The following is a 22206-nucleotide window of genomic DNA, read 5'->3' as shown; positions in this document are numbered from 1 at the left end:
GTTATCTTTTTAATAAAGAAGTTATTGTAGCTGTTGGTATAGCACCTTTTTTAATCCAGTCTTGGATTTTTTCTTTGTCTGCTTTAAGTTCTTTAGTAAATGGATTGTATGTTCCTACTTCTTCAACAGGAGCACCATCTCTCTTATTTCTTTTATCAATTATAACAATCCTGTAAAAGGGAGATTTCTTTTTACCTTTTCTTGAAAGTCTTACTCGTAGCATTTTTGAATATACCTCAATCTAATATTAGAAAAGTTATTATAGCATCATTTCATCTTCCTTAAAAAACAAGCTTATTTCTCTTTTCGCACTACTTTCACTATCTGAACCATGCACTATATTCATTCCTGTATCAATTCCAAAGTCTCCTCTAATAGTACCTGCTTCAGCCTCAAGAGGATTAGTCTTACCCATCATTTTTCTTACTGTATTAATAACATCTTTCCCTTCCCATATCATTGCAACAATTGGGCCAGAAGTTATAAAACTTACAAGATCACTAAAAAATGGTTTGTCTTTATGTTCACCATAATGCTTTTTTGCAAGGTCATCACTAAGATGCATAAATTTCATTGCAACTAATTTAAAACCTTTATCTTCAAGCCTACCTATAACTTTGCCTATTAATCTTCTTTGAACTCCATCAGGCTTTATTGCTAAAAATGTTCTTTGCATAAAATTTACCTTATCATAAGTTAAAATATTATGGTAAATTTGCCTGATATCTTTTTGTTATACTAAAAACTTAACAGAGAAAACGGAGAAAACGGAGAAAAGAGGAGAAAAGAAAAAATGAAATTAAGATCTAAAAGAAATTCTTATGGTTTTACGTTAATTGAACTTTTAGTTGTTGTTGTAATTATAGGTATACTAATTACACTTGCAGTTCCAAACTTAATTGGTGCTCAAGACAGAGCAAAAAATGCAAGCGTAAATGCAAGTGTGCAAGCTCTTAGAGCAAATATTGCAATTGCAACAGTAGATATGGGTGGAGTTGTACCAAAAGATGCAAATGAAATTATTGAACTTGGTATAGCAAAAAGTTTAACAAACCCTTTTACAAATGAACCAGTTAGAGTATTAGATGGTACAGAAGGCGAAAAAGCTGGTGATATTTGTTACTTATCAGATTCAACTTTACAAGAACCATTTATATTAGGAAAAAGTACTGAAGTAAAGACACAAGAAACTTTAGGTGGTTTTGTACTAACTGGGTATGGTGTTGTAATGAGCATGCCAGATGTTATTATTTCACTTGATAATGGAGGAGCACAATAAAAAGACCATAGACTACAATTATTAATTAAATTTATGCCAAGATTAAAATCAGCAATTAAAAGAGTAAAAACTTCTGAAAGAAATAGACTTAGGAACCAAACAAAAATATCAGAGATAAAAACTTTGATTAAAAAAGTTAACCACTTTGTATCAAAAAATGATGAGAGTTCAGCAAAAGCTACTGCAAATAAAGCTTTTGCAGTAATTGACAGAGCTACTTCTAAAGGTATACTTCATCTTAAAAATGCTGCTCACAAAAAGTCAAGAATCTCTAAGTGGTTAAAAATGCTTGAATCGAAAAACGTTAAATCATAATCTTAAAAATAAAAAAATCCACTTTATTGGAATAGGCGGCATTGGAATGAGTGCCCTTGCAAGATATTCCTTTAAAGAAGTTTCAACTTTAATATCTGGTTCTGACAGAGAATACTCAGAGCTAATTTCAACCCTCATAACAGAAGGCATTAAAGATATTTGGAGCCCTCATAGTAAAGAAAACATAAAAAAAATAAATCCAGATATTGTGATTTACTCTACAGCTATAGAAAATATAAACGAAGAACTTAAATGGGCAAAAGAAAACAACAAGCTTATTCTCCACAGAGCAGATTTACTTGAATACTTTACTTCTTCAAAAAAATTAATTTCAATTTCAGGCACACATGGAAAAACTACAACAACTGCAATGGTTGCAGAAGTACTTTTAAAAAACAATTTTTCCCCATCTGTAGTTTTAGGAGGAATACTCCTTGCCAAAAATACAAATATAATTACAGATAGTGGAGAATATTTTGTTATTGAAGCTGATGAAAGTGATAAAAGCCTTCTTAAAGGGAATCCTGAAATTGGAGTCATTACAAATATTGAACCTGATCATTTAGAGAATTTTCCTCATGGTTTTGAAGAAATAAAAAATTCATTTCTTGAATTTGCAAAAAAATCAGTTTTAAATAAAGGATTGGTTTTTTGCTTGTCTGACAAAACCACAAAAGAACTTATTACAAACAATTTTGACTTAGATAATCCAAAATTAATTTCATATGGCTTTTGTTCTGAAAACAATGCACCAAAAATAAGTACAAAATACAATGCCACAACTAAAAGCTGGGATATTTACTTAAAAGAGAATTTCTTAACATCAATGCAGCTTAAATATCCAGGTGAACACTATATTCTAAATGCTCTTGCTACATTTTCAGTTTGTTATTTAATAGGTATAAGTCCTGAAAAAATAAAAGAGTCACTTGAAAATTACAAAGGTGTTAAAAGAAGATTTCAAATCATATCTAATAAAGAAATTACAATTATTGATGATTATGCTCATCACCCCACTGAAATTCACGAGACAATAAAAGCAGCAAAATCATTGAATCCTAAAAGACTTATCATTGTTTTACAACCCCATCAGCCAAGAAGATTAAAAGATTTATGGAATGAGTTCATAAAGATATTAAAAAGTGAAGAGAGCATTACCTTTGTAACAGATATATATATAGCAAGGGGTAAGAACATTAATAACATATCAAGTGAAAAATTAATCCAAGAAATCAATAAACCAAATATTAACTATTTGCCAGGAAATATTAATGAAATCACAGACTCTCTAAAAAAAATTATTAAACCAAATGATTTAATTCTTATAATGGGAGCTGGTAATATTACAGAGATTGGTCAAAAATTACTAGGATTACATAAAAGGGAACAAGTAGCACAAAATAAATACTAAAGATACAAACAAATAAAAGTGAAAACATTAGAAAATATTGAATTATCAAACTTTACTACAATGAAAGTTGGTGGTGTTGTTAAAAGAATTTGTTTCCCAACAACTACCCATGAATTAATTGAATTTATAAATTCACTTTTTAATAATAATGAACCATGGATATTGTTAGGAGCTGGTTCAAATGTTCTTGCTTCTTCTTTAGATATTCCAGCAACTGTGATTTGTACCACTGGACTAAACTTTATAGAAAAGCTTGGTACAGATTTAATACTATGTGGAGCTGGTACACGATTACCAAGATTAGCAGCTTATGCAGCAAAACTAGGGCTTTCTGGCATGGAATTCTTTGAAGGCATACCAGGATCAGTAGGCGGTGCAGTAGTAATGAATGCAGGAGCACATGGTTTTAGCACAAATCAAATACTAGAAACAGTTACAATATTAAATTTAAAAAACTGGAAAATAGAAATTCTTACTCCTAAAGATATAAAGTTTGGTTATAGAACATCTACAATCAATACAAATGAACAAATTGTACTTTGTGCAAAATTTAGAATGACACAAGATACTGAAGCTGCAATCAGATCAAGAATGAAAGAAAATAACATTGCGAGACAAAAATCACAACCAATAAAAGAACCAAGTGCAGGATGTATTTTTAGAAACCCAATTGAATTAAACATGTCTGCAGGAAAAATTCTAGACTCAATTGGTGCAAAGGACTGGAAGGTTGGCTCTGCTCAGGTTTCTTCTATTCATGCAAACTTTATAATTAATTTGGGTGATGCTAGATCACAAGATATTTGCAAGTTGATTAGTAAAATGCAGGAAAAAGTACTTGAAAAATATAATGTATTATTAAAACCAGAAATAAAACCACTTGGAGTTTTTAGTGAACAAGAAGCATCTATTTGGACAATTTCAGATAGTTCTTCTAGTAATTCATTTATTATTACAAATAACATGTAATCATTTTTTAAACATATGTTAATCCTTGATATGTTATTTTATTTTAGTTATGAGGAATAAGGTTTTAGAAAAGTAAAACAAAAAATGAAATCACAAGATAAATTAAATAAATCACTTATAATTGTAGAATCACCAGGTAAAGTAAAAACCTTTAATAAGTTTTTAGGTAAAGATTACTTAGTAAAAGCAAGTATAGGACACATAAGAGATCTTCCAGAAAGAGGATTAGGGGTAGACATTAAAAACAATTTTGAACCTATTTATGAAATACTAGAAATAAAATCTAAAGTAGTTAAAGAATTAAAAGAATTAGCAAAAAAAGCAATTAAGATTTATCTTGCTCCAGATCCTGATCGGGAAGGAGAAGCAATTGCTTGGCATCTTTCTGAAATTTTAGGCAAGCCAGATAAGACTGTAAGAATTGAATGTAATGAAATTACAAAAGATGCAGTAAAAAATGCAATTAAGCACCCCAGAAAAATAAATATGGATTTAGTTGAAGCACAACAAGCAAGAAGGATTTTAGACAGGCTTGTTGGCTATAAGATAAGTCCACTTCTCTGGAGAAAAGTTGGTGCAAAATCAGCAGGAAGAGTACAAAGCGTAGCACTAAGACTTGTAGTAGAAAGAGAAAAAGAAATAAATGCATTTAAAAAAGAAGAATACTGGTCTATTCATGCAGAAATTGAAAAAGACAAAATCTTACTTTCGGCAAATCTTTATAAATGGGATGGAAAAACTATATCAACTCCTAAGAGCAAAGAAATAAAATCATCACTAATCATAAAATCAGAAAAAGATGTAAATGAAATTGTTTATGAGTTAAAAAAAGCAGATTTTGTAGTCAGCAATATTGAAACAAAAATTTATAAAAAAACTCCTCTCCCTCCCTTTATTACCAGTACTTTACAAAGAGCTTGTGCAAATATATTTGATTTTACAGTAAAAAAAACTATGAAAATTTCTCAAGAACTTTATGAAGGTATTGAAATTGGAGATGAAGGACCTGTTGGATTAATTACTTATATGAGAACAGATAGTACTAGGATTTCAAATGAATCAAGGGAAGAAGCAAAAAAATTTATATTAGAAAAATATAACAATAAATACTATCCAGAAGAACCAAGAATGTATAAACAAAAAAAACAAAACATACAAGATGCTCACGAAGCCATAAGACCTACTAGTATTTTTAGAACTCCTGAAACATTAAAAAAATATTTAAATTCTGATCAAATAAAAGCTTACAAAATAATTTGGGAAAGATTTCTTTCAAGTCAAATGGCACAAGCAGAACTTTTAACAACAGTAGTTAAAATTAAAGCAGGAAAGGGATTATTTCATGTAACAGCAACTGAAATAATATTTGATGGATTCTTAAGGGCATTCGAATCAAATTATGGAGATGAAGAGGAAGAAGAAAACAAAAAAGATCTGCTTTTAGATGAAGAGATTACTCAATTACCTGATTTAAAAGCAGGTGATAAACTTATTCCAAAGTCTATTAACCCAAAGCAACATTTTACAGAACCTCCAAGTAGATTTAATGAAGCAAGTTTAGTAAAAAAACTTGAAGAACTTGGCATAGGAAGGCCAAGTACTTTTGCTAATACCATAAGTACAATTTTAGACAGGAAATATGTTCACAAGCTGGATAAAAAAGCACTAGCTCCTACAAAACTAGGACTTATAGTTACTGAGTTACTAATCAATCATTTCCCTAAATATGTTGACTATGACTTTACTGCAGAAATGGAATTAAGCCTGGATAAAATTGAAGAAGCTAAGCAAAAGTGGAATAAAATGATTTCAGATTTTTATGTAGGTTTTAGTGAAACATTAAAAAAAGCACAATCTGAGCTTTTAAAGGTTGAAATTAAATCAGAATACAATTGTCCTAAATGTGGAAAACCAATGCTCTTACGAGGGGGACGTTTTGGACCATTTTTAGGATGTTCAGATTATCCAGAGTGTAAAACAGTAATTAATTTGAATAAAGATGGAGTACCATACAAAGAGGACAGAGAATCCAATGAAAAATGTTCAAAATGCAAAAGTACAATGATCATTAAACATGGTCCTTATGGTGAATACTTACAATGTACAAACGAAGAATGTAAGCACAGAGCAACTTTCCTTAAAACAATAGGGATCAAATGTCTAAGAGAAGGATGTGGAGGAGAGCTAATTGAAAAGAGATCCAGAGCTGGAAAAATATTTTATGGTTGTTCAATGTGGTCAAAGACTAAATGCAATTCTGCTTTTTGGTTCAGGCCAATATCATCATACTGCCCTGAATGTAACTCAATACTTACCTTTAAAGAGACTTCAAGAATTACACAAATAATTTGCTCAAACAAAGAATGCAAATATCAAAAAGACCCGTCACAAGAAGAACTTACAAAATATGGAAGTCAAAGGAAGAAATCTACTGAACAGGTTCAGGTTCAATAATTTCTTCTTTTACTTCTTGAGGCTCAATTGGAAAAGGAGCAATTGGTTCTCTTCTTTTTTTTCTTTTACTTTTAAGCAAGCCTTTAATAATTTCATTTAATCCCTCATTATCCAGTTCTCCAACATGCATTTTATAAACTGAACCATCTGGTCTTATAAAAGCAGTAGTTGGTATACCTTTAACATGAAACCTGCTGGATATTAAAGAACCATTTTGATCTTCTACATCAATATTAAAAAAAGCAACATTGTTAGTAGTTTCTTCATAATTTTTTTTAACTTCAAAAAATACTGGCTTATATTGCCTGCAATGTGGACACCATTCTGCTGTAAATGAAACAACTAAAGGCATCTTGTTTTCAAGTGTGGTTTTAATTTCAGTAAGAAGAGCTGACTCAGGTAAGTCATCAATAACTGTAGTAAGTTTTTTTCCTTTACATCCAGATAAAAATAGTGCAAGGATTACACAAGATAAAATGTACAATTTTTTTTTATAGGATTTCATTTGCTTCATTAGATTTATTACTTAAAAAGTATAGCAAGATATGGAAGTAGTAATATTTTTACATATATGACATCATATGACATGTGCCATACAGACTACTAAAAAAAGGGATTGAAGTTGAATTATTTGCTGGAACTAAGGATGGAAATGTTCTTCCGTTGTCTTCTAAATTAAAAGATAAGTTTAGCTATATCTCACAAGAGCCTGACGAGAGAAATTTTGAATATATTACAAAGCCATGTACAGATTACAATGATTTATTTAAAGAGATCATTACACCAAGAATTAAAGTGAGAAATTATTTAAACAAATTAGATAATTTAATATTAATCCCTGGAAGTGCCATACCACTTCATTTTGATAAATGTTTTTATTCTTCCAATTTAAATGAACCGTATTATAAATTTATTTTTAATACATATAAACACAGAATTATTACTACAAGCCTTCATATAAATATAGGAATTGAAAATTATGATACTCTTTTTAAATTGTTATGTGCTTTAAGATTAGATACTCCTCTTTTTCTTGCTTTAAGTGCATCATCTTGTTTCCATGATGGGAAACTAACTGGTTTTCAATCTTACAGATGGCATAGTTTTCCAAAAACACCAACATTTGTCCCATTTTTTACAAACCACAAAAGTTATATAAGCTGGATAAATAAACAACTTGCTAACAAAGAGATGTATAACATTAGACATCTTTGGACAAGCATAAGACCAAATGGACCTAACAGACCTTATAAGTTAAATAGAATAGAAATAAGAATTTGTGATTTAGTAAGTGATACAAAAAAAATTTTAGCAATAGTTAGTTTCATTGAATCTATAATTCAAAGATATTTAATTAAAGAAACATGGCCTAAGGTTTTAAATAAAACAAAATCAGAGTTAAACAAGCTTGTTGAAATTCTTGATAAGCAAGAAGAGCTAGTTGCTAAAGACGGGCTTAAAGCAAAAATCTGGGATTGGCGCAATGAACGTAGTAATGAAGCTTCTAAAATAATTGAGTCTTTATATAAAGAAAATAAAGATATAGCAAAAAAAATTGATGTTTTAAAACATTATAATTTAATAACTAATATCTTAGAAAAAGGAAATGAATCTACAGAATTTTTAGTAACTTATAAAAATAAAAAATCAATTGATACAACAATGCAATATTTTATCCAACAATTTAAAAATATGGATTTAAGGTACTACAATAAAATTAAATGAAACAAGCTTTAGAAAAAACAACACCAGACTTTGTAAATAATATTGAGAATGAACTTAATATCATAGAAGAAAACTTATCTAAAAAACTTCCAGCTAAAAGTAAAACTCTCTTAGAAATTATCCAGTATATTTTCCAAGCAGGTGGAAAAAGAATAAGACCTGCATTGTGTTTATTGATTGCAAAAGCAACAGGTTATATTACAAATAAACATTTAATCTTAGCAGAGTTAACTGAACTAATTCATACAGCAAGCCTTATTCATGACGACATAATAGACTCTGCGAGATTACGAAGAGGCAGGGAAACAATAAACAACATCTGGAATGATAAACTTTCAGTCATTACTGGAGATTTTTTATTTGCTCAAGCTTCAATAAGACTAGGAGTATTAGAAAATACAGAAATTGTAAAAATTTATGCGAAAGTATTAAGTGATCTTTGCGATGGTGAAATCGAGCAATATTCATATTTATTTAATCCTAATATTTCTTGGGAAAAGTACATAGAAAAATCTACTACTAAAACAGCCAGCTTATTTGCAGCAGCATGTACATCTTCAGCTATTTTAAACAATCAAACATCTAAAATAATTAAAGAGGCTGAAAGCTTTGGAAAGAACTTTGGAATTGCATTTCAAATAGTAGATGATATTTTAGATTTTACTAGTTCAAGTAAAAAAATAGGAAAAGAAGTTGGAACTGATTTAAAGCAAGGGATAATTACAGCTCCTACACTATTTGCATTAAACAGTACAAATGAAAGAGCAAAACAAATTAAGCTCTTAATAGAAAATAGATTTAGCTCTGGTAGTGATTTTGATAAAGCAATTAAACTAATTTTTGAACTTGGTGGATGCGAAAAAGCAAAAGAAGCAGCCATTGAATATATTGACAAAGCAAAAGAAAATCTTTCTTTTGTAACTGATATAAACATAAAAACTCATTTAATAAAGGCAGCTGATTGTATTACAGCTTTGTCAGAATAAATCTTTAATGATTTCAGCATTTCATGAAATGTTATTATTTATACGTGTTGGGTATAATCGATGTCTAATATAGTTTTATGTCTACTATAATCGATACAATCAAATATTGGTCTGAAGATGAGAATTGAGAATTAAAAACTACTCTATTCCTACCACTGGTCTAAGCATTATCTCATCAGCTTTTGGTGCAGTAGGAATGTCTACTAATTTAGGCATTTGAGGTTTTGAGGTTACAAGGTTTCGAGGTTTTGAGGTTACAAGGTTTCGAGGTTTTGAGGTTACAAGGTTTCGAGGTTTTGAGGTTACAAGGTTTCGAGGTTTTGAGGTTACAAGGTTTCGAGGTTTTGAGATTGAAGGGCTGACTGCTGATTGCTGATTGCTGAGAGCTAATTGCTGACTGTCATCTTGTACCCACTGTTCAATATCTTCCATCTTTATTCTGCCTACTTCTTCATCTAATTTGTCAGCCTCAATATCACCATTATTATTTTCAAGAACAAAAGAGTTAACTAGCGATGAACTTGCTTCCTTATTTTTAAATGTTTGAAAAATAAATATCAATATTGCTACAAATAAACATACTCCTAAAAAATAATAAAAATGATATACCTTTATATAATCTTCATTTCTAGTTCTGTTACTGTTTTCAAAAAGTAAGTCAAAATCATCGCCATGTAGGGGCGAGGTAACCTCATATCTTATTTTATTTATGCTATCTCTAGGGTATGTAGGCATGTTTATTTTTTCACAGGGCTGACAGGACTGATAGTTATAATAAATGCTTATGAGCCTTCCTGTCTATGTGCTTAAAAGAATTTTATCAAGTATTCCTTTGCTTCTTGTAATTTCAGTAATAAGTTTTTCAATCATACGATTAAATATAACTATTAGAAATATTAATTTATCATTATTAAGTCTTATTTTGATTTCATTTTTTTTGTTTTATCTCTTAACAAAGATAAAAAACTGGTACTTTCTTGGATTTATTAGTTTAATTAGTTTAATTAGTTTTTCTTATTATTTATCTTCTTTTGAAATACTTCCATTTCCATTTATATTAAGTTTTATACTTCTTAGCTTATTTTTATTCTTGTACTGGGTCCAATCATTTGTAAGCAAATCATTTTACTTGCCTTATATTGTAATGTTTATATCTCTTATCGTGGTGTCGTCTAACTTTGGTTTTAAATATCCAGTAAATATTCCAATAAAATCAGTAGTATTAAAATCTGGAGATCCATTAGCTGAACTTAGATTTAATCCTGCAATAAGTACAGAAGTTCTTAAATTAGAAGAAAAAAGATTAGGATTAAATGAACCTTGGCATATTCAATATTTACTCTGGTTAAAAGGATTATTTCATGGGGATTTAGGAGTTACCCAACAAAATCAATCCGTAAGCAAGGTAATTCAAAAACCAGTAATCAATACTCTTTTACTTAGTTTATGTACTCTTTTTTCAACATGGTTTATTGCAATTCCTCTTGGAATATGGGCTGCACTTAACAGAAATAAATTTATAGATAAATTTTTAGCAATTCTCACTTCATGCAGCATGTCTACCCCAACATTTATTCTTGCTGTTTTAGGATTGCTTTTTGCATTAAATAGTCAAGTCCTTCCTATAGGTGGACTTACAAGTGTTAGTTTTTATGAGATGAACTTATTTGAAAAAATATTTGATCTAATTAAACACTTAATTTTACCTACAACTATACTTACACTGGTTTCTATTAGTGGTCTACAAAGACAAATGAGGGCTAATTTACTTGATGTACTTAGACAAGAATATATTAAAACAGCAATTGCAAAAGGCTTGCCTCAAAATATGGTTATCTATAAACATGCTCTGAGAAATGCTATAAATCCATTAATTACAATTTTTGGTTTTGAATTTGGAGCTTTACTTAGTGGTGCAGCTTTAACTGAAACAATACTTGCATATCCAGGTCTTGGAGCACTTACCCTTGAAGCTGCAAGAAAAATGGATATAAATCTAACTATGGTTACTTTAATGATGGGAGCTACGATGCTTATAGCTGGTAATTTAATTGCAGACTTGCTTTTAAAATTTGCTGATCCAAGAATTAAGTTTGAGAATTAAAAACAAATGATCATATTAGAAAAAATTTTAAAAGATAAAATTGCAAAAATAAGTTTAATTGTAATAACAACTCTATATTTGTTAATAATCTTGTCTGATTTTATTTCTCCTTATAATCCAAATACAAGAAATCCAAAAGGAAGTTATTTGCCTCCTTCAAAAATATATTTTCTTGAAAGTGGGATGATATTTTCTCCTTTTATATATAAAACAACTTCTACATTTAATGAAGAAACTTTTACAAAAAAAATTATTGAAGATAAAAATACAAAATATTTTATTAAGTTTTTTGTAAAAGGAGAAGAATATAAAATTCTTAATTTAATTCCTTGTTCAGTTCACTTGTTTGGAACAAACGGTGAACAAAGAATATATCTTTTTGGAACAGACAGAAATGGGAGAGATATTTTTTCTAGAATTCTTCATGGTGGCAAACCAAGCTTGACAATTGGCTTTGTGGGGCTTTTAATTGTTTTCCCGCTTGGTCTTTTATATGGCGGGGTATCAGGTTATTTTGGTGGTGCGATTGACAACTTTATGATGAGAATTGCAGAAGCAATAATGAGCCTTCCTTATTTTTATTTAATAGTTGTTTTAGCAAGCATCCTGCCAACAAATATTTCTAACTCACAAAGATTTTTATTAATTACAATTATTTTATCTTTTGTAAGCTGGGCAGGGCTTAGTAGAGTAATACGTGGACAGGTTTTGTCAATTAAAGAAGAAGAATACATCCTGGCTGCAAAAGCAATAGGAATAAATGATTTAAAGATTATAATTAAACATATTATTCCACAAACAACAAGTTACATAATAATTGCAGCAACATTATCAATTCCTGGATTTATTATTGGTGAAAGTGCATTAAGTTTTTTAGGTATGGGAATAACTCAGCCAGATCCAAGTTGGGGAAATATTTTAGCTGAAGGAAAAGAACTTTCTAACATGTTACTTCGCCCATGGATATTACTTTTACCAGCAGCTTGTATTTTTGTTTCTGTGCTTTGTTTTAACTTAGTTGGGGATAAACTTAGAGATATTTTAGATCCTAGGAGTTAATTTGGCTTCCTCCCATAATACTTTGCAAGAGGCCAATAAATTGAATAAAACATTCCAAGTAAAATAATTAAATAACACAAAAGTCTTGTTTGGTTAAAAAATAAGAATAAAGAAATTAATAAATATTGCTCGCCGATGTGAAACTGGAGTATTGGAATTGATTTGTAGATTCTTTCGCCTAAAGAGAAAATCTTGTTTAAGACCATAGACCATAGACTATAGACTATAGACCTTTTTCTGGTCTCTGGTCTCTGGTCTCTGGTCTGTAGTCTAGATTCTAGTTTTATATCCTGATTCACATAGTAATCAAACAAATAAACAAAAAACAAGCTAGCCATTGCAAGAGGCCATATTTTCCAGTCTTCATAAACTCTATAATGTCCCCATGCAATTGAAAAATAAATTAAAAAATCTTTTACTCTGTCTGTTACTCTGTCGTACCACGCTCCAAAATTGCTTGATTCATTTCTATATCTAGCTAATTGACCATCTAAACAATCTAAAATAAAAACTAATTGAATTAACACAGCACCAATAATTAAAAAGACTGGGATTCCTGTTGCAATAAAAGCACATGTAATTAAACATAAAAACAAAGAAGAAGTAGTAACACAGTTAGGAGTAATCCACTTTATATCACTTATAAAAATAAGAAGAATATTTGCAAGTTGTCCGCTAAAAATTGATGCCCACCAGCCGTCTTTTTGCTTTATTGCAGATTTTATTTTTTGTTTATCTATCTTTTTAACTTTTCACTTTCATATTCATTCATAAAGAAAGTTTCATTTATACCAGGATATTTCCCATGTTGAACATCATAAACAAAATTTTTAACTGCGTTTTCAATTTCTTTTCCAACTTCAGCATATCGTCTTACAAAGCTTGGTTTAAAATCTGTATACTTACCAATTAAATCATCTGTTACTAAAATTTGACCATCACATCTTGAACCAGCTCCAATGCCTATTGTAGGAATACTTAAAGCTTCTGTAATTATTTCTGTAGTTTCAGATGACATTAATTCCAACACAATTGCAAAACAACCAATATCTTGTAAATCTTTAGCTTGCTTTAAAAGATCTTTTGCAGAGTCAGCATTTTTCCCTTGAACTTTATTTCCACCTAAAGTATTAATTGATTGTGGAGTAAATCCTATATGTCCTAAAACTGGTATACCAATGGAAATCATTTTTTCTATGGTTTGTAAAATTCCTTTTGATGCACCTTCTAACTTAACAGCATTAGCTCCAACTTGCAGACATCTTCCTGCGTTTATAACTGCTTCTTTCCTACTAACTTGATAACTTAAAAAAGGCATGTCAACAACAACAAGTGCATTTTCAACACCTCTAGTTACAGCTTTAGCATGATGTAACATTTCATCCATTGTTACTGAAAGTGTCTTTTTGTGACCAAGAGCTACTTGAGCCAAGCTATCTCCAACAAGAATAATATCTACTCCTGCTTTATCTAAAGCCTTTGCAGTACTGTAGTCATAAGCAGTTAAAGCTACTATTTTTTTATTTTGTTTTTTATATTCTTTAATTGTATGAATTGTAGTAGGCATGGGCAGTATTAATTTTACATGATAAGTGTAAATTAGTTAACAATGCTTTTTCGTCATGCTTGTAAACTTTTCTGTAAATGATTCATTTAAGGAAAGGTCAAACTCTCTTAACCATCTTGAAATATAATTCTTATCAAAATTTGAATTTTTCAAAATTATATTACTTATATCTTCAATATCTCTTTCTCTTCCTGCTATAACTTTGTGAATAATTAGATCTTCTATTGACGCAAAGTTGACAGACGTGCCTGATATATTAATTTTATTTGCTCTTTTAATTGCTTCTTGTTCATATGGTGAGAATGAAAAAATCAAATCAATTCTAATTCCACTTGTTCCATCTATTACTGGCAAGACCATTAGCTCTTCTACAAATTTTCTAGGATTATCAGGAAGTATTTTTAATTCCAGGCTGCTTGCAATTTTAATTATGCTATCTAATTTTTCAACACTCACTCCAAGTGTAATGTCTATGTCTTTTGTAAATCTAGGCTCCCCATACAGGAGAACTGCTTGTCCACCAATAACCATGTAAGGGATATTAGATTTTTCAAACTCAGTAGCTAGCTTTTTTAGGAGGTTTTGAAACACTATTTAAAAGTTTTGCAATTCTTATATCTGTATCTATTCCTTCAAGAGGATTTTTTAGAGGGATTACCTTTAACTGAACTGCTTCATTATACATCCATTCATATAATTTTTGATTTTTCTCAAAATCTGCTTTCTCATTTGCTATTAATGAATCTTCAAACTCCTTATATTTTTTATAGTTTCTAATCATATATTCAGTTTCTAAGTTTCTGTTCTTCTTAATGTAAATATACCACACTGCAATTCTCCGCAAGCCGGTCTTACTCTCCACCACATTGAACTAAGCCAATTTGAAATAGTGTTATATGCTTCTCCTGTTTTTCCACCAATAACTGAAGCAAGAGGTACTGCAATTGGATTTACTTTTGTTTCATAAGCACATGCAAGCTGATCTACGTTTCCTGCAATTGGTCTATTTCTTTTATCAAAATCTAAATCATCATCATCTCTTTTATAGAGTAAATATTGTTCAAGATTTCTAAGTGCGTCTAGTGTTTTTTGTCCAATATCAAGAATCCAATTTAAAGAAGAATCTTTTTCAGTAAAAGTTTTTACACAACTAATAGCAGTAGAACCAAGAGCACAAGCAGTTGCATTAAATCCTTTTTTCTTATTTGCAATGGCCCAGCTCTTATTATTTTGATATGCAGGTTCTACCCGATTCATGAATTTGATATACCCAAGTTTGTAAAAAATCATATACAAAAACGAGTATTAATGTGATTAATTTTTTTTCATAGAGCTAAAGTTAGTTAAGGCACTTAATTGCAATACAGTAAAAGTAGGTAATGTAATTAAGTTAAGTTAACAAATGACACTAAGAATTTCAGAAAAAGTACCACCACATTTACAAAGATTGGCCCAAAGGTTAGATGTTCAAATAAAAACCCTCGAAGCAGGGGGTGATACAAAGTCTGTGTTTGACCAAGATGAACAAAGGGCATTACAAACTTTAGGTACTGAAAAATATCTTGCTTATTTAACAAGAACCAGAAAAGGGTTAGGTCAACTAGAAAGTCTTAGTGAAGAGTAAGATTGAAATTATATAACTCTCACAAACTCTGACTTGCAAGTAATGCAGCACCTAATAAGCCTGCATCATTGTTGAAAAGGATTTCTAAGACCTCATTCTTGCTGACATTATGTTTTAAATTTAAAAAAATCTATCTGCTGAAACTATAAATGCCCTATCACTTATCTTTTTAAGCAGGTTTTTTTCTAATACTATTTGCACAATTGGTATGTTCCCAAGATTTTTAACAAGATTAAAATGGTGGTTTTCTATTTCCTGTGAGGACAACTTTACTTCGAAAAGAATCCAAGGTTTATTGTCTTTTATAATAAGAAAGTCACTTTCTTTCCCATCTTTTGTTCTTACAAAAAAAATATCTGCTTTCCCATATCCTGCATCAGACCATAGTGTGACTAAAGCTTTTAATTCACATGCAACATAATTTTCAAACCTTACACCAGGGCTATTAACCCTAGTCCAGTCAAAAAAATAAACTTTACTTTCTTTCTTTATTGTTCTTGATATTTTTTTTGTGTATGGCTTAATAAAAAACAAAACATAAATAAGTTCAAGTGCTCTTAAATGGTTCTTTACTGTTTCAAAACTTATTTCCAAATCCTCTTTTAAAGAATTTATAGATAAAAGACTTCCTACTTTACTTGGTAGAGTTAAAATCAGTTCAGCTATTTTATCTAAATCTTTTATTTGTGAAATTTCCCTTAAATCTTCATATATAAGTTTTTCTATATAGTCATCTTTCCATTTATTATGAAATGTTTCTTTTCCACTAATCAAAGGCTCTGGAAACCCACTAAATTTAAACAGTGTTTCAAATTCATCTTGATTTGAATCTCGCTCCAGCCATTTTTTAATAAAATCTTCTGCTGTTAAGTTTAAGTCATTAACTATACTTTTCCTCTTTGATACCTCAGAAAGTATTAATGGATACAAATGAAACAGAAAATATCTGCCTGCTAAACTATCACCAGCTTTTCTAAAAAGATCTAGCCTTGCACTTCCAGTAACAATTGTTTTTATATTCTTGTCTTCATTTTTATCAAAATGCTCTTTTAAAATGTTTTTCCATTTTTTAACTTTATGAATCTCATCAAAGCAAATCCAAATATTTTTTTTGCCTCTATTAATATCATTAAGATAAAAATCTTGATCTTTAATATATTTTTGTCTTATGTTTTTTATATCCCAGTTATAGTATAAATTCTCACAATTAACTGTATTCAAGAAATGCTTAGCTATAAATGTCTTACCAGAACGCCTAGGCCCAGCAAGAAATCTCATTTGTTTGCTGAAATCTTTTGAAGTAAAGATATTCTTAACGAATCTTTCTATCATGGCTAATTTATAGTATACCTTAAAAAAGCCATGGCTAGTTTAGATATCTGTCTAAATTAGCCATTCTTAATATAAAGATGCCACTAAAAGCATTAACTCTCACAAGCTCTGACTTGCAAGTAATGCAGCACCTAATAAGCCTGCATCATTGCCTAATATACTTTTTTCAACATGAATAGATTTTACAAGAGCTGGCAAAACTTGTTTGCTAATTTCTTTAGTTAGATATTTAAGATTTATTTTACTAGACAATCCTCCGGACAAAATTATTTTTTCAGGATCAAATACCTGAAATAAATTACATATTCCAAGAGAAATATAAAAATGCCAGTCTTCGATTATCCTAATTGCTAAAATACTATTCTTGTTTTTTGCTGTGGCTAATTTAAATAAATCTCTTGTACTAATTTTTTTGTAACTATCTGGAAAATAATGTTTTATAAGTGCAAGGAGTCCATTTCCAGATGCATATGCTTCTAAACAATCATATCTTCCACATGTGCAAAGTCTTTGTTTTGTATAACTTAGTTTTATGTGCCCAATCTCGCCACCTGCAAAATGAGCTCCTCTTACTAATCTTCCATTTACTACAACTCCTCCACCAACTCCAGTTCCTAAAGTAATCATAAGAAGAGGATTTGCACCACGTGCTGAACCAATTTGATATTCTGCATAAGCGGCTGCATTTGCATCATTTTCAACAACTACAGGTAGTCTGTATTTTTGTTGAAGAAATTCTTTTACTTTTGTACCTTGCCAGCCAGGAATATTTCCAGTTGAACCAACTATTCTTCCATTATCACTTACCATGCCGGCTGTTGAAATTCCAATTCCAGCTAAAAGATATTTTTTAGAAAACTTTTTATAAAAATTACTAATTACGTTTAATATTTTTATCCCGTGAGGTGTGCTTACACTATAAACAGGAGTTACTAACTTTCCACTAGAAACTAATGCCGAGGCTATTTTTGTCCCGCCAATATCTACACCCATAATTGTTTTTTTTAATTCTGATTTTTTCATATATACCAAATTAAAACTGCTGGAATATGACAATTATAAGATCCATTAATTATTAAATGTTTATTAATTTTGATCAATGTAACCTACGGTTACATGGTTTTGAAAGGTCAGTATAATATCAATGTGTATAGGGTATAAGTTTATTGAGGAGAAGAAATAAATGAACTATGAATTTATGGGAGTAATGACCTTTGTAATATTTATTTCATCTTTAATTATCATGTTTGGGTTTATGCTATATGACCAAAAAAAACAACAAGAAAAGCAAAAAAAGAAAAGCTAAATTACTTACTCCTTAATAAAAATACTAGAGCTAGAACAAGAACTAATACACTAACTACCTGCGCTACTGGAATATTACCAAAGATATAAAGGCTATCTACCCTCAAAAATTCCAGAAAAAATCTTATAACTGAATAACATAAAAGATATGTCCAAAAGATCTTTCCTGGTTTTTCTTTCCAGGTAAAATATTTATTGTATAAAAAAATAAAAATTAAAAGATCAAAAAATGATTCGTATAAAAAAGCAGGATGAAAATATTCTACATTTAAAAATTGTTCTGGTCTAAATTCAAAAGGAATATATAGTCTAATAATCCAATCATAGGCAGGTTTTCCAAATGCTTCATTATTAAAAAAGTTACCCCATCTGCCAATTGCTTGTCCTAAAGGAGCAGCTACAGCAATTATATCTATGTATTTGTAAAAAGATATTTTACTAATTTTAGAATAAATTAACGCTCCAATAACAGCACCTAAAATTCCGCCATGAATAGATTGTCCGCCTAGCCATATTTTTGGAATTTCATTAATGTGGGATTTAAAATAATCCCAACTTAAAAATACAAAATATAGTCTTGCAAAGATTATGCTAAAAATTAAAATAAAAAAAATTAAATTACTAAAACTATTTAAGTTTAAATTGTTTTTCTTTGCTAATGTTTCTGCTATAAAATAACCAATTAAAAAACCCAGAGCAATAAAAATACCATACCATCTTATTGATAAATTAAAAAACTGAAATGCAATCGGACCTGGAGAACTTAAAGTAATAACTGGTAAGTTATTTAACATCATATATACCTTCTTGCTTAAAGACAACAAAAATTGTCTTTAGTAAGATTTTTAAATCTAATAAGATATTCCAATTTTTTGCATACCATGAGTCAAGCTCTAAGCGCTTCTTATAAGGAATTGAATTCCTTCCATTTACTTGAGTCCAGCCTGTTAAACCAGGCTTTACTAGAAGCTTGTCATAATCATTTTTTTTAAACTCTCTAACTTGCGAAGGCAAAGATGGTCTTGGTCCTACTATTGCCATATCGCCTAATAAAACATTAACAAGTTGTACTGTTTCATCTAAACTTGTTTTTCTTAAGAAATAACCAACTTTTGTTACTCTACTATCTAGTTCATTATCAACTAATTTATGGGGATTAGAATTAACATGCATGGATCTAAACTTAATGCAATTAAATTCTTTTCCGCTTTTACCTATTCTTTTGTGTACATAAAATATCGGGCCTTTTGAATCAAGCTTAATAAAAGTAGAAATAATAATCCACACTGGCAAAAGAAATATAATTCCAATTAAACTTAATAAGATATCCATTATTCTTTTTAAAACCAAGTTCATACAGTAATCTTACTATTTGCTGCAAGCATATCTTTTAATCCATCTTGAATACTAAATTTGGGAAACCAATTAAGTAATTTGTTTAGCTTAGCAATATCTAGATATAAACCTTTTATTTCTTTATTTAAATATAAAGTACTTGTTTCTAATTTAAAGTTTGGAGCTTGTGGGAAGTAAGAATATAAAATTTCAAGAACTTGATTTAAAGTAGTAGGTGTTCCAGAACCAAGATTAAAAATTTTGTTTTTATTTTTTTCAAGAAAATCATTTTCAAGGATCTTTACAAGCACACTTACGACATCATTTATATAAATAAAGTCAGAAAAAGAATCTGTGCTGTTATAGACAGTTGGACTTTGATTATTTTTTATTCTACTTACAAACTTTGCAATTACTCCGGATTTTAAGGGATTTTGATTTGCTCCATAAATGCTTGATGCTCTAAATATTAAATACTTCAGCTTACTTTGAGAAATAATATTTTCAGTTTCTAATTTGTACTTTCCGTAAATAGTAGTTGGGCAAGTTAGATGAGTTTCAAGGACTGGCAAAGCTTTAGGGATGCCATATACAGCTTGGCTTGAAAGATATACAAAGAAAGGATTTGACTTTAGTTTAGATAAAGCTTCAACTAAGTATTCTGTACTTAGAACTGTATCATTAAATTCTTTTTCTTTATTTTCATCTGCTCTTGAAATATTTGAACCACTTGCAAGATGAAACACTACATCAGGAGAAAATTTTTCTATTACATTTTGTAGAGTTGGGGTAACCTCAACCCTACAAAAATCAACCTGAATATCTTCGTTTGTATTTCTTCCAATACTTAAAACCTGAAAATCATTATCTATTAAACTTTTTTTTAAATGAGATCCTATAAAACCTGCGCCACCTGTGATTAGTATTTTTTGCCTCATGTGTTATTTTTCTAATTCTCTAATCTCTTGTATTCGTCTTTGATGCCTGCCACCTTCAAATTTTGTTTCTAGCCAGATTTTTACAATCTCTTTTGCAAGTTCATGATCAGTTATTCTTCCGCCTAAAGTTAGAATGTTTGAATTGTTGTGTTCTCTTGAAAGCTTAGCAGTCTCTAAATCATAACAATGTGTTGCAATTATTCCCTTTATTTTATTTGCAGCAATTGACATGCCTATGCCTGTACCACAAACAAGTATTCCTCTGTTTTGGTTTTTATTTGATACAGAAGTAGCAAGTGCTTTAGCAATTAATGGGTAATCAACTGCGTCAGTAGAATTAGTACCAAAATCAATAATTTGGTATTCCATTGATTCAAGTGTCTTTTTAATTTTTTCTTTTAATTCAAATCCTGCATGATCTGCGCCAATTGCAATTTTTTTATCTTCCATGTTTACATTTACCTCACAAAGTAGGAACCAGTCTTATTTTATCTCAAATAAAAAACGAGGTATCTTTACTTAAAATACCTCGCTTTTTTATTTTGCAAATTAACTTTATCTGCCTCTCTTCTTACTTGACTTCTTGGATTTTGTAGACCATGATTTTGATCTTCCAGAAGCCATTACTGAAGGAGCTTTTGCTACTAAAGTTAATTTTGGTAATCTTCCTGTAGCAACAGCTGACTTTAATTCAGAACCTGGTGAAAAAGCTGGAGCTTTCTTTGCAGGAATTTGAATTTTTTGTGTTGGATCTTGTGGATTAACTCCCATGCGAGCTTTTCTGTTCCTTCTTTCAAAAGTTCCAAAACCAACAAACGTTACCTTTTCACCTCGGGCAAGAGCAGCAGAAATATTATAGATAGTACCTTTTAAAGCACGATCAACATCTGCTTTTGATAAACCAGTTGCTCTTGATACTGCATCAACTAATTCCGATTTGTTCATTAGATCCTCCTTATTTGACATTTATTTTGGTAGGCCATTATCAAGGCTACTTAAAAGTATCTTAGTAAGCCTTTTTCTGGCCTCCCTTATTAATAAAAACTTTACAAAGCCTTTATTTATCAGGGTTTAATTGGGACATCCAATTACCAACATTGAAGTATGTCAAAGAAAACCTGCTTCGTCAAGAGCACTTGTCAACATTTGTGCATATTAGTATTAAATCTGTTACACTATTTGTTTATGGTCACCATGTCTTCAAAAGTACTTGCAGACCCTATTGGCGAGGTTATTTCTTCAAGCAATGAACTAGTTATAGCCCAATGCTATAAAGGAATTATAACCAGTAAAAATCAAAAGCATGCTATAAGCCTCTCCCAGGGCTCTACTGTAAAGGTCGTTAGTTCGTATGACAATTCTCACATTGCGTTCGGGCTTATAACTAAAATCAACAATACTAGCCTGGATAACATACACAGACCATCTGCACTAGGTTTAAGCTCTAAAGAACTAGAAGAGTTACAACCCCAGGTCTATGACTTATTAAAAAAAGAACTCGAAATTTACTTATTTTCATATAAAAGTAAAGAAGCAGGTTCAATGATGATACATGACTTTGTCTATAAGACTTCAGAAGATGAGGTTTTAAGCCTAACTGAAAGTTTTACCAGTCTGATTAACACCATAAAGAAAAATCAAATAAAGCCAGATATCTTGGTAAATCTAATTCAAGAGGGTTATAGGCTGAGAAACAATGACTATGGCTATCTTCTTAATATTGGTAAGGAAATTACCCTGGCATTTTCTCTTGAAATTGATTCTTTATTTCTCTTACTTAAGAGAATCTCACCATCTGAGTAA

The 22206-nt window shown here is 30.1% G+C and carries 27 protein-coding genes; 11 read left to right on the top strand and 16 right to left on the bottom strand.

What is annotated here, in order from left to right; all coding sequences use genetic code 11:
* Position 1 precedes the first annotated feature (1 nt).
* Positions 2-223 carry a 30S ribosomal protein S16 gene (rpsP, locus tag HYY52_05150; GenBank protein MBI2996075.1) on the bottom strand — a complete coding sequence of 74 codons (222 nt, stop codon included), beginning with the start codon at positions 221-223 and terminating at the stop codon, positions 2-4.
* Between the two features lie 36 nt (positions 224-259).
* A complete protein-coding gene (gene ndk, locus HYY52_05145; protein ID MBI2996074.1) occupies positions 260-676 on the bottom strand; it encodes a nucleoside-diphosphate kinase in 417 nt (138 codons plus the stop codon).
* 117 nt (positions 677-793) lie between these two features.
* On the opposite strand from ndk, the gene HYY52_05140 reads away from it, so the two are divergent.
* From HYY52_05140 to topA, 5 genes are all read left to right on the top strand, one after another.
* A complete protein-coding gene (locus HYY52_05140) occupies positions 794-1279 on the top strand; it encodes a prepilin-type N-terminal cleavage/methylation domain-containing protein (GenBank protein MBI2996073.1) in 486 nt (161 codons plus the stop codon).
* Between the two features lie 33 nt (positions 1280-1312).
* The gene (gene rpsT / locus HYY52_05135; GenBank protein MBI2996072.1) at positions 1313-1594 is read left to right on the top strand and encodes a 30S ribosomal protein S20; all 282 of its coding nucleotides are present in this window, start codon (positions 1313-1315) and stop codon (positions 1592-1594) included.
* Positions 1569-3005 carry a UDP-N-acetylmuramate--L-alanine ligase gene (gene murC, locus HYY52_05130; protein MBI2996071.1) on the top strand — a complete coding sequence of 479 codons (1437 nt, stop codon included), beginning with the start codon at positions 1569-1571 and terminating at the stop codon, positions 3003-3005. Before rpsT ends, murC begins: the two co-directional genes overlap by 26 nt.
* Before the next feature lie 18 nt (positions 3006-3023).
* A complete protein-coding gene (gene murB / locus HYY52_05125; protein MBI2996070.1) occupies positions 3024-3974 on the top strand; it encodes a UDP-N-acetylmuramate dehydrogenase in 951 nt (316 codons plus the stop codon).
* An 84-nt stretch (positions 3975-4058) separates the two neighbouring features.
* Positions 4059-6428, top strand: coding sequence for a type I DNA topoisomerase (gene topA, locus HYY52_05120; protein MBI2996069.1), 2370 nt, complete (start codon positions 4059-4061; stop codon positions 6426-6428).
* Here topA and HYY52_05115 read toward each other — a convergent pair.
* Positions 6403-6942, bottom strand: coding sequence for a thioredoxin family protein (locus HYY52_05115; protein MBI2996068.1), 540 nt, complete (start codon positions 6940-6942; stop codon positions 6403-6405). The genes topA and HYY52_05115 overlap by 26 nt on opposite strands.
* Before the next feature lie 74 nt (positions 6943-7016).
* Here HYY52_05115 and gshA point away from each other — a divergent pair, with 74 nt between their 5' ends.
* Together gshA and HYY52_05105 are read left to right on the top strand one after the other, a co-directional pair.
* Positions 7017-8153, top strand: coding sequence for a glutamate--cysteine ligase (gene gshA / locus HYY52_05110; protein MBI2996067.1), 1137 nt, complete (start codon positions 7017-7019; stop codon positions 8151-8153).
* Positions 8150-9139 carry a polyprenyl synthetase family protein gene (locus tag HYY52_05105; GenBank protein MBI2996066.1) on the top strand — a complete coding sequence of 330 codons (990 nt, stop codon included), beginning with the start codon at positions 8150-8152 and terminating at the stop codon, positions 9137-9139. The genes gshA and HYY52_05105 overlap by 4 nt, the downstream gene beginning before the upstream one ends.
* 208 nt (positions 9140-9347) lie before the next feature.
* Here HYY52_05105 and HYY52_05100 read toward each other — a convergent pair whose 3' ends face one another.
* Positions 9348-9530, bottom strand: a complete 183-nt coding sequence (locus tag HYY52_05100; protein MBI2996065.1) for a hypothetical protein — start codon at positions 9528-9530, stop codon at positions 9348-9350.
* Positions 9531-9923: 393 nt separating this feature from the next.
* Here HYY52_05100 and HYY52_05095 point away from each other — a divergent pair, with 393 nt between their 5' ends.
* Positions 9924-11243, top strand: coding sequence for an ABC transporter permease (locus HYY52_05095; GenBank protein ID MBI2996064.1), 1320 nt, complete (start codon positions 9924-9926; stop codon positions 11241-11243).
* 6 nt (positions 11244-11249) lie between these two features.
* Positions 11250-12302 (top strand): ABC transporter permease, encoded by a 1053-nt coding sequence (locus HYY52_05090; protein ID MBI2996063.1) that lies wholly within the window; start codon positions 11250-11252, stop codon positions 12300-12302.
* Here the strand turns inward: HYY52_05090 and HYY52_05085 are convergent.
* The 5 genes from HYY52_05085 to HYY52_05065 all read right to left on the bottom strand — a co-directional run bounded on the left by HYY52_05085 (position 12299) and on the right by HYY52_05065 (position 15126).
* Positions 12299-12898: a CDP-alcohol phosphatidyltransferase family protein gene (locus tag HYY52_05085; GenBank protein MBI2996062.1), complete on the bottom strand. Its 600-nt coding sequence runs from the start codon at positions 12896-12898 to the stop codon at positions 12299-12301. The genes HYY52_05090 and HYY52_05085 overlap by 4 nt on opposite strands.
* Positions 12899-13038: 140 nt before the next feature.
* A complete protein-coding gene (gene panB, locus HYY52_05080) occupies positions 13039-13869 on the bottom strand; it encodes a 3-methyl-2-oxobutanoate hydroxymethyltransferase (GenBank protein MBI2996061.1) in 831 nt (276 codons plus the stop codon).
* Between the two features lie 36 nt (positions 13870-13905).
* On the bottom strand, positions 13906-14460 hold the full coding sequence (locus tag HYY52_05075; GenBank protein MBI2996060.1) for a nucleotidyltransferase: 555 nt from the start codon (positions 14458-14460) through the stop codon (positions 13906-13908).
* Positions 14426-14650, bottom strand: a complete 225-nt coding sequence (locus HYY52_05070) for a hypothetical protein (protein ID MBI2996059.1) — start codon at positions 14648-14650, stop codon at positions 14426-14428. The genes HYY52_05075 and HYY52_05070 overlap by 35 nt, the downstream gene beginning before the upstream one ends.
* Positions 14651-14661: 11 nt before the next feature.
* Positions 14662-15126 carry a hypothetical protein gene (locus HYY52_05065; GenBank protein ID MBI2996058.1) on the bottom strand — a complete coding sequence of 155 codons (465 nt, stop codon included), beginning with the start codon at positions 15124-15126 and terminating at the stop codon, positions 14662-14664.
* A 145-nt stretch (positions 15127-15271) separates the two neighbouring features.
* Between HYY52_05065 and HYY52_05060 the strand changes: the two genes are divergently transcribed.
* The gene (locus HYY52_05060) at positions 15272-15493 is read left to right on the top strand and encodes a hypothetical protein (protein ID MBI2996057.1); all 222 of its coding nucleotides are present in this window, start codon (positions 15272-15274) and stop codon (positions 15491-15493) included.
* A gap of 120 nt (positions 15494-15613) precedes the next feature.
* Here the strand turns inward: HYY52_05060 and HYY52_05055 are convergent, their stop codons facing one another.
* From HYY52_05055 to HYY52_05025, 7 genes are all read right to left on the bottom strand, one after another.
* Positions 15614-16825 (bottom strand): ATP-binding protein, encoded by a 1212-nt coding sequence (locus tag HYY52_05055; protein ID MBI2996056.1) that lies wholly within the window; start codon positions 16823-16825, stop codon positions 15614-15616.
* Between the two features lie 99 nt (positions 16826-16924).
* Positions 16925-17848, bottom strand: a complete 924-nt coding sequence (locus tag HYY52_05050; protein MBI2996055.1) for an ROK family protein — start codon at positions 17846-17848, stop codon at positions 16925-16927.
* A gap of 284 nt (positions 17849-18132) precedes the next feature.
* Positions 18133-18924, bottom strand: coding sequence for a prolipoprotein diacylglyceryl transferase (gene lgt, locus HYY52_05045; protein ID MBI2996054.1), 792 nt, complete (start codon positions 18922-18924; stop codon positions 18133-18135).
* A complete protein-coding gene (locus tag HYY52_05040) occupies positions 18914-19486 on the bottom strand; it encodes a sugar transferase (protein ID MBI2996053.1) in 573 nt (190 codons plus the stop codon). Before HYY52_05040 ends, lgt begins: the two co-directional genes overlap by 11 nt.
* Entirely contained in the window at positions 19483-20403 is a 921-nt protein-coding gene (locus HYY52_05035; protein MBI2996052.1) for an NAD-dependent epimerase/dehydratase family protein, read from the bottom strand. The genes HYY52_05040 and HYY52_05035 overlap by 4 nt, the downstream gene beginning before the upstream one ends.
* Before the next feature lie 3 nt (positions 20404-20406).
* Positions 20407-20853 (bottom strand): ribose 5-phosphate isomerase B, encoded by a 447-nt coding sequence (gene rpiB / locus HYY52_05030; GenBank protein ID MBI2996051.1) that lies wholly within the window; start codon positions 20851-20853, stop codon positions 20407-20409.
* Positions 20854-20958: 105 nt separating this feature from the next.
* Positions 20959-21348 carry an HU family DNA-binding protein gene (locus HYY52_05025; protein ID MBI2996050.1) on the bottom strand — a complete coding sequence of 130 codons (390 nt, stop codon included), beginning with the start codon at positions 21346-21348 and terminating at the stop codon, positions 20959-20961.
* A gap of 249 nt (positions 21349-21597) precedes the next feature.
* Here HYY52_05025 and HYY52_05020 point away from each other — a divergent pair, with 249 nt between their 5' ends.
* Positions 21598-22206, top strand: a complete 609-nt coding sequence (locus HYY52_05020; protein MBI2996049.1) for a hypothetical protein — start codon at positions 21598-21600, stop codon at positions 22204-22206.

Source organism: Candidatus Melainabacteria bacterium (assembly GCA_016193285.1).
GTDB lineage: Bacteria > Cyanobacteriota > Vampirovibrionia > 2-02-FULL-35-15 > 2-02-FULL-35-15 > JACPSL01.
The sequence above is the reverse complement of the archived record's forward strand: the minus strand, read 5'-3'. Positions and strand labels throughout refer to the sequence as shown.

Coding starts and splice junctions, on each gene's coding strand:
- rpsP (MBI2996075.1), bottom strand. CDS start 223: ATGCTACGAGTAAGACTTTCAAGAAAAGGTAAAAAGAAATCTCCCTTT.
- ndk (MBI2996074.1), bottom strand. CDS start 676: ATGCAAAGAACATTTTTAGCAATAAAGCCTGATGGAGTTCAAAGAAGA.
- HYY52_05140 (MBI2996073.1), top strand. CDS start 794: ATGAAATTAAGATCTAAAAGAAATTCTTATGGTTTTACGTTAATTGAA.
- rpsT (MBI2996072.1), top strand. CDS start 1,313: ATGCCAAGATTAAAATCAGCAATTAAAAGAGTAAAAACTTCTGAAAGA.
- topA (MBI2996069.1), top strand. CDS start 4,059: ATGAAATCACAAGATAAATTAAATAAATCACTTATAATTGTAGAATCA.
- HYY52_05115 (MBI2996068.1), bottom strand. CDS start 6,942: ATGAAGCAAATGAAATCCTATAAAAAAAAATTGTACATTTTATCTTGT.
- HYY52_05105 (MBI2996066.1), top strand. CDS start 8,150: ATGAAACAAGCTTTAGAAAAAACAACACCAGACTTTGTAAATAATATT.
- HYY52_05095 (MBI2996064.1), top strand. CDS start 9,924: ATGAGCCTTCCTGTCTATGTGCTTAAAAGAATTTTATCAAGTATTCCT.
- HYY52_05090 (MBI2996063.1), top strand. CDS start 11,250: ATGATCATATTAGAAAAAATTTTAAAAGATAAAATTGCAAAAATAAGT.
- panB (MBI2996061.1), bottom strand. CDS start 13,869: ATGCCTACTACAATTCATACAATTAAAGAATATAAAAAACAAAATAAA.
- HYY52_05070 (MBI2996059.1), bottom strand. CDS start 14,650: ATGATTAGAAACTATAAAAAATATAAGGAGTTTGAAGATTCATTAATA.
- HYY52_05065 (MBI2996058.1), bottom strand. CDS start 15,126: ATGAATCGGGTAGAACCTGCATATCAAAATAATAAGAGCTGGGCCATT.
- HYY52_05060 (MBI2996057.1), top strand. CDS start 15,272: ATGACACTAAGAATTTCAGAAAAAGTACCACCACATTTACAAAGATTG.
- HYY52_05055 (MBI2996056.1), bottom strand. CDS start 16,825: ATGATAGAAAGATTCGTTAAGAATATCTTTACTTCAAAAGATTTCAGC.
- HYY52_05050 (MBI2996055.1), bottom strand. CDS start 17,848: ATGAAAAAATCAGAATTAAAAAAAACAATTATGGGTGTAGATATTGGC.
- lgt (MBI2996054.1), bottom strand. CDS start 18,924: ATGTTAAATAACTTACCAGTTATTACTTTAAGTTCTCCAGGTCCGATT.
- HYY52_05040 (MBI2996053.1), bottom strand. CDS start 19,486: ATGAACTTGGTTTTAAAAAGAATAATGGATATCTTATTAAGTTTAATT.
- HYY52_05035 (MBI2996052.1), bottom strand. CDS start 20,403: ATGAGGCAAAAAATACTAATCACAGGTGGCGCAGGTTTTATAGGATCT.
- rpiB (MBI2996051.1), bottom strand. CDS start 20,853: ATGGAAGATAAAAAAATTGCAATTGGCGCAGATCATGCAGGATTTGAA.
- HYY52_05025 (MBI2996050.1), bottom strand. CDS start 21,348: ATGAACAAATCGGAATTAGTTGATGCAGTATCAAGAGCAACTGGTTTA.
- HYY52_05020 (MBI2996049.1), top strand. CDS start 21,598: ATGTCTTCAAAAGTACTTGCAGACCCTATTGGCGAGGTTATTTCTTCA.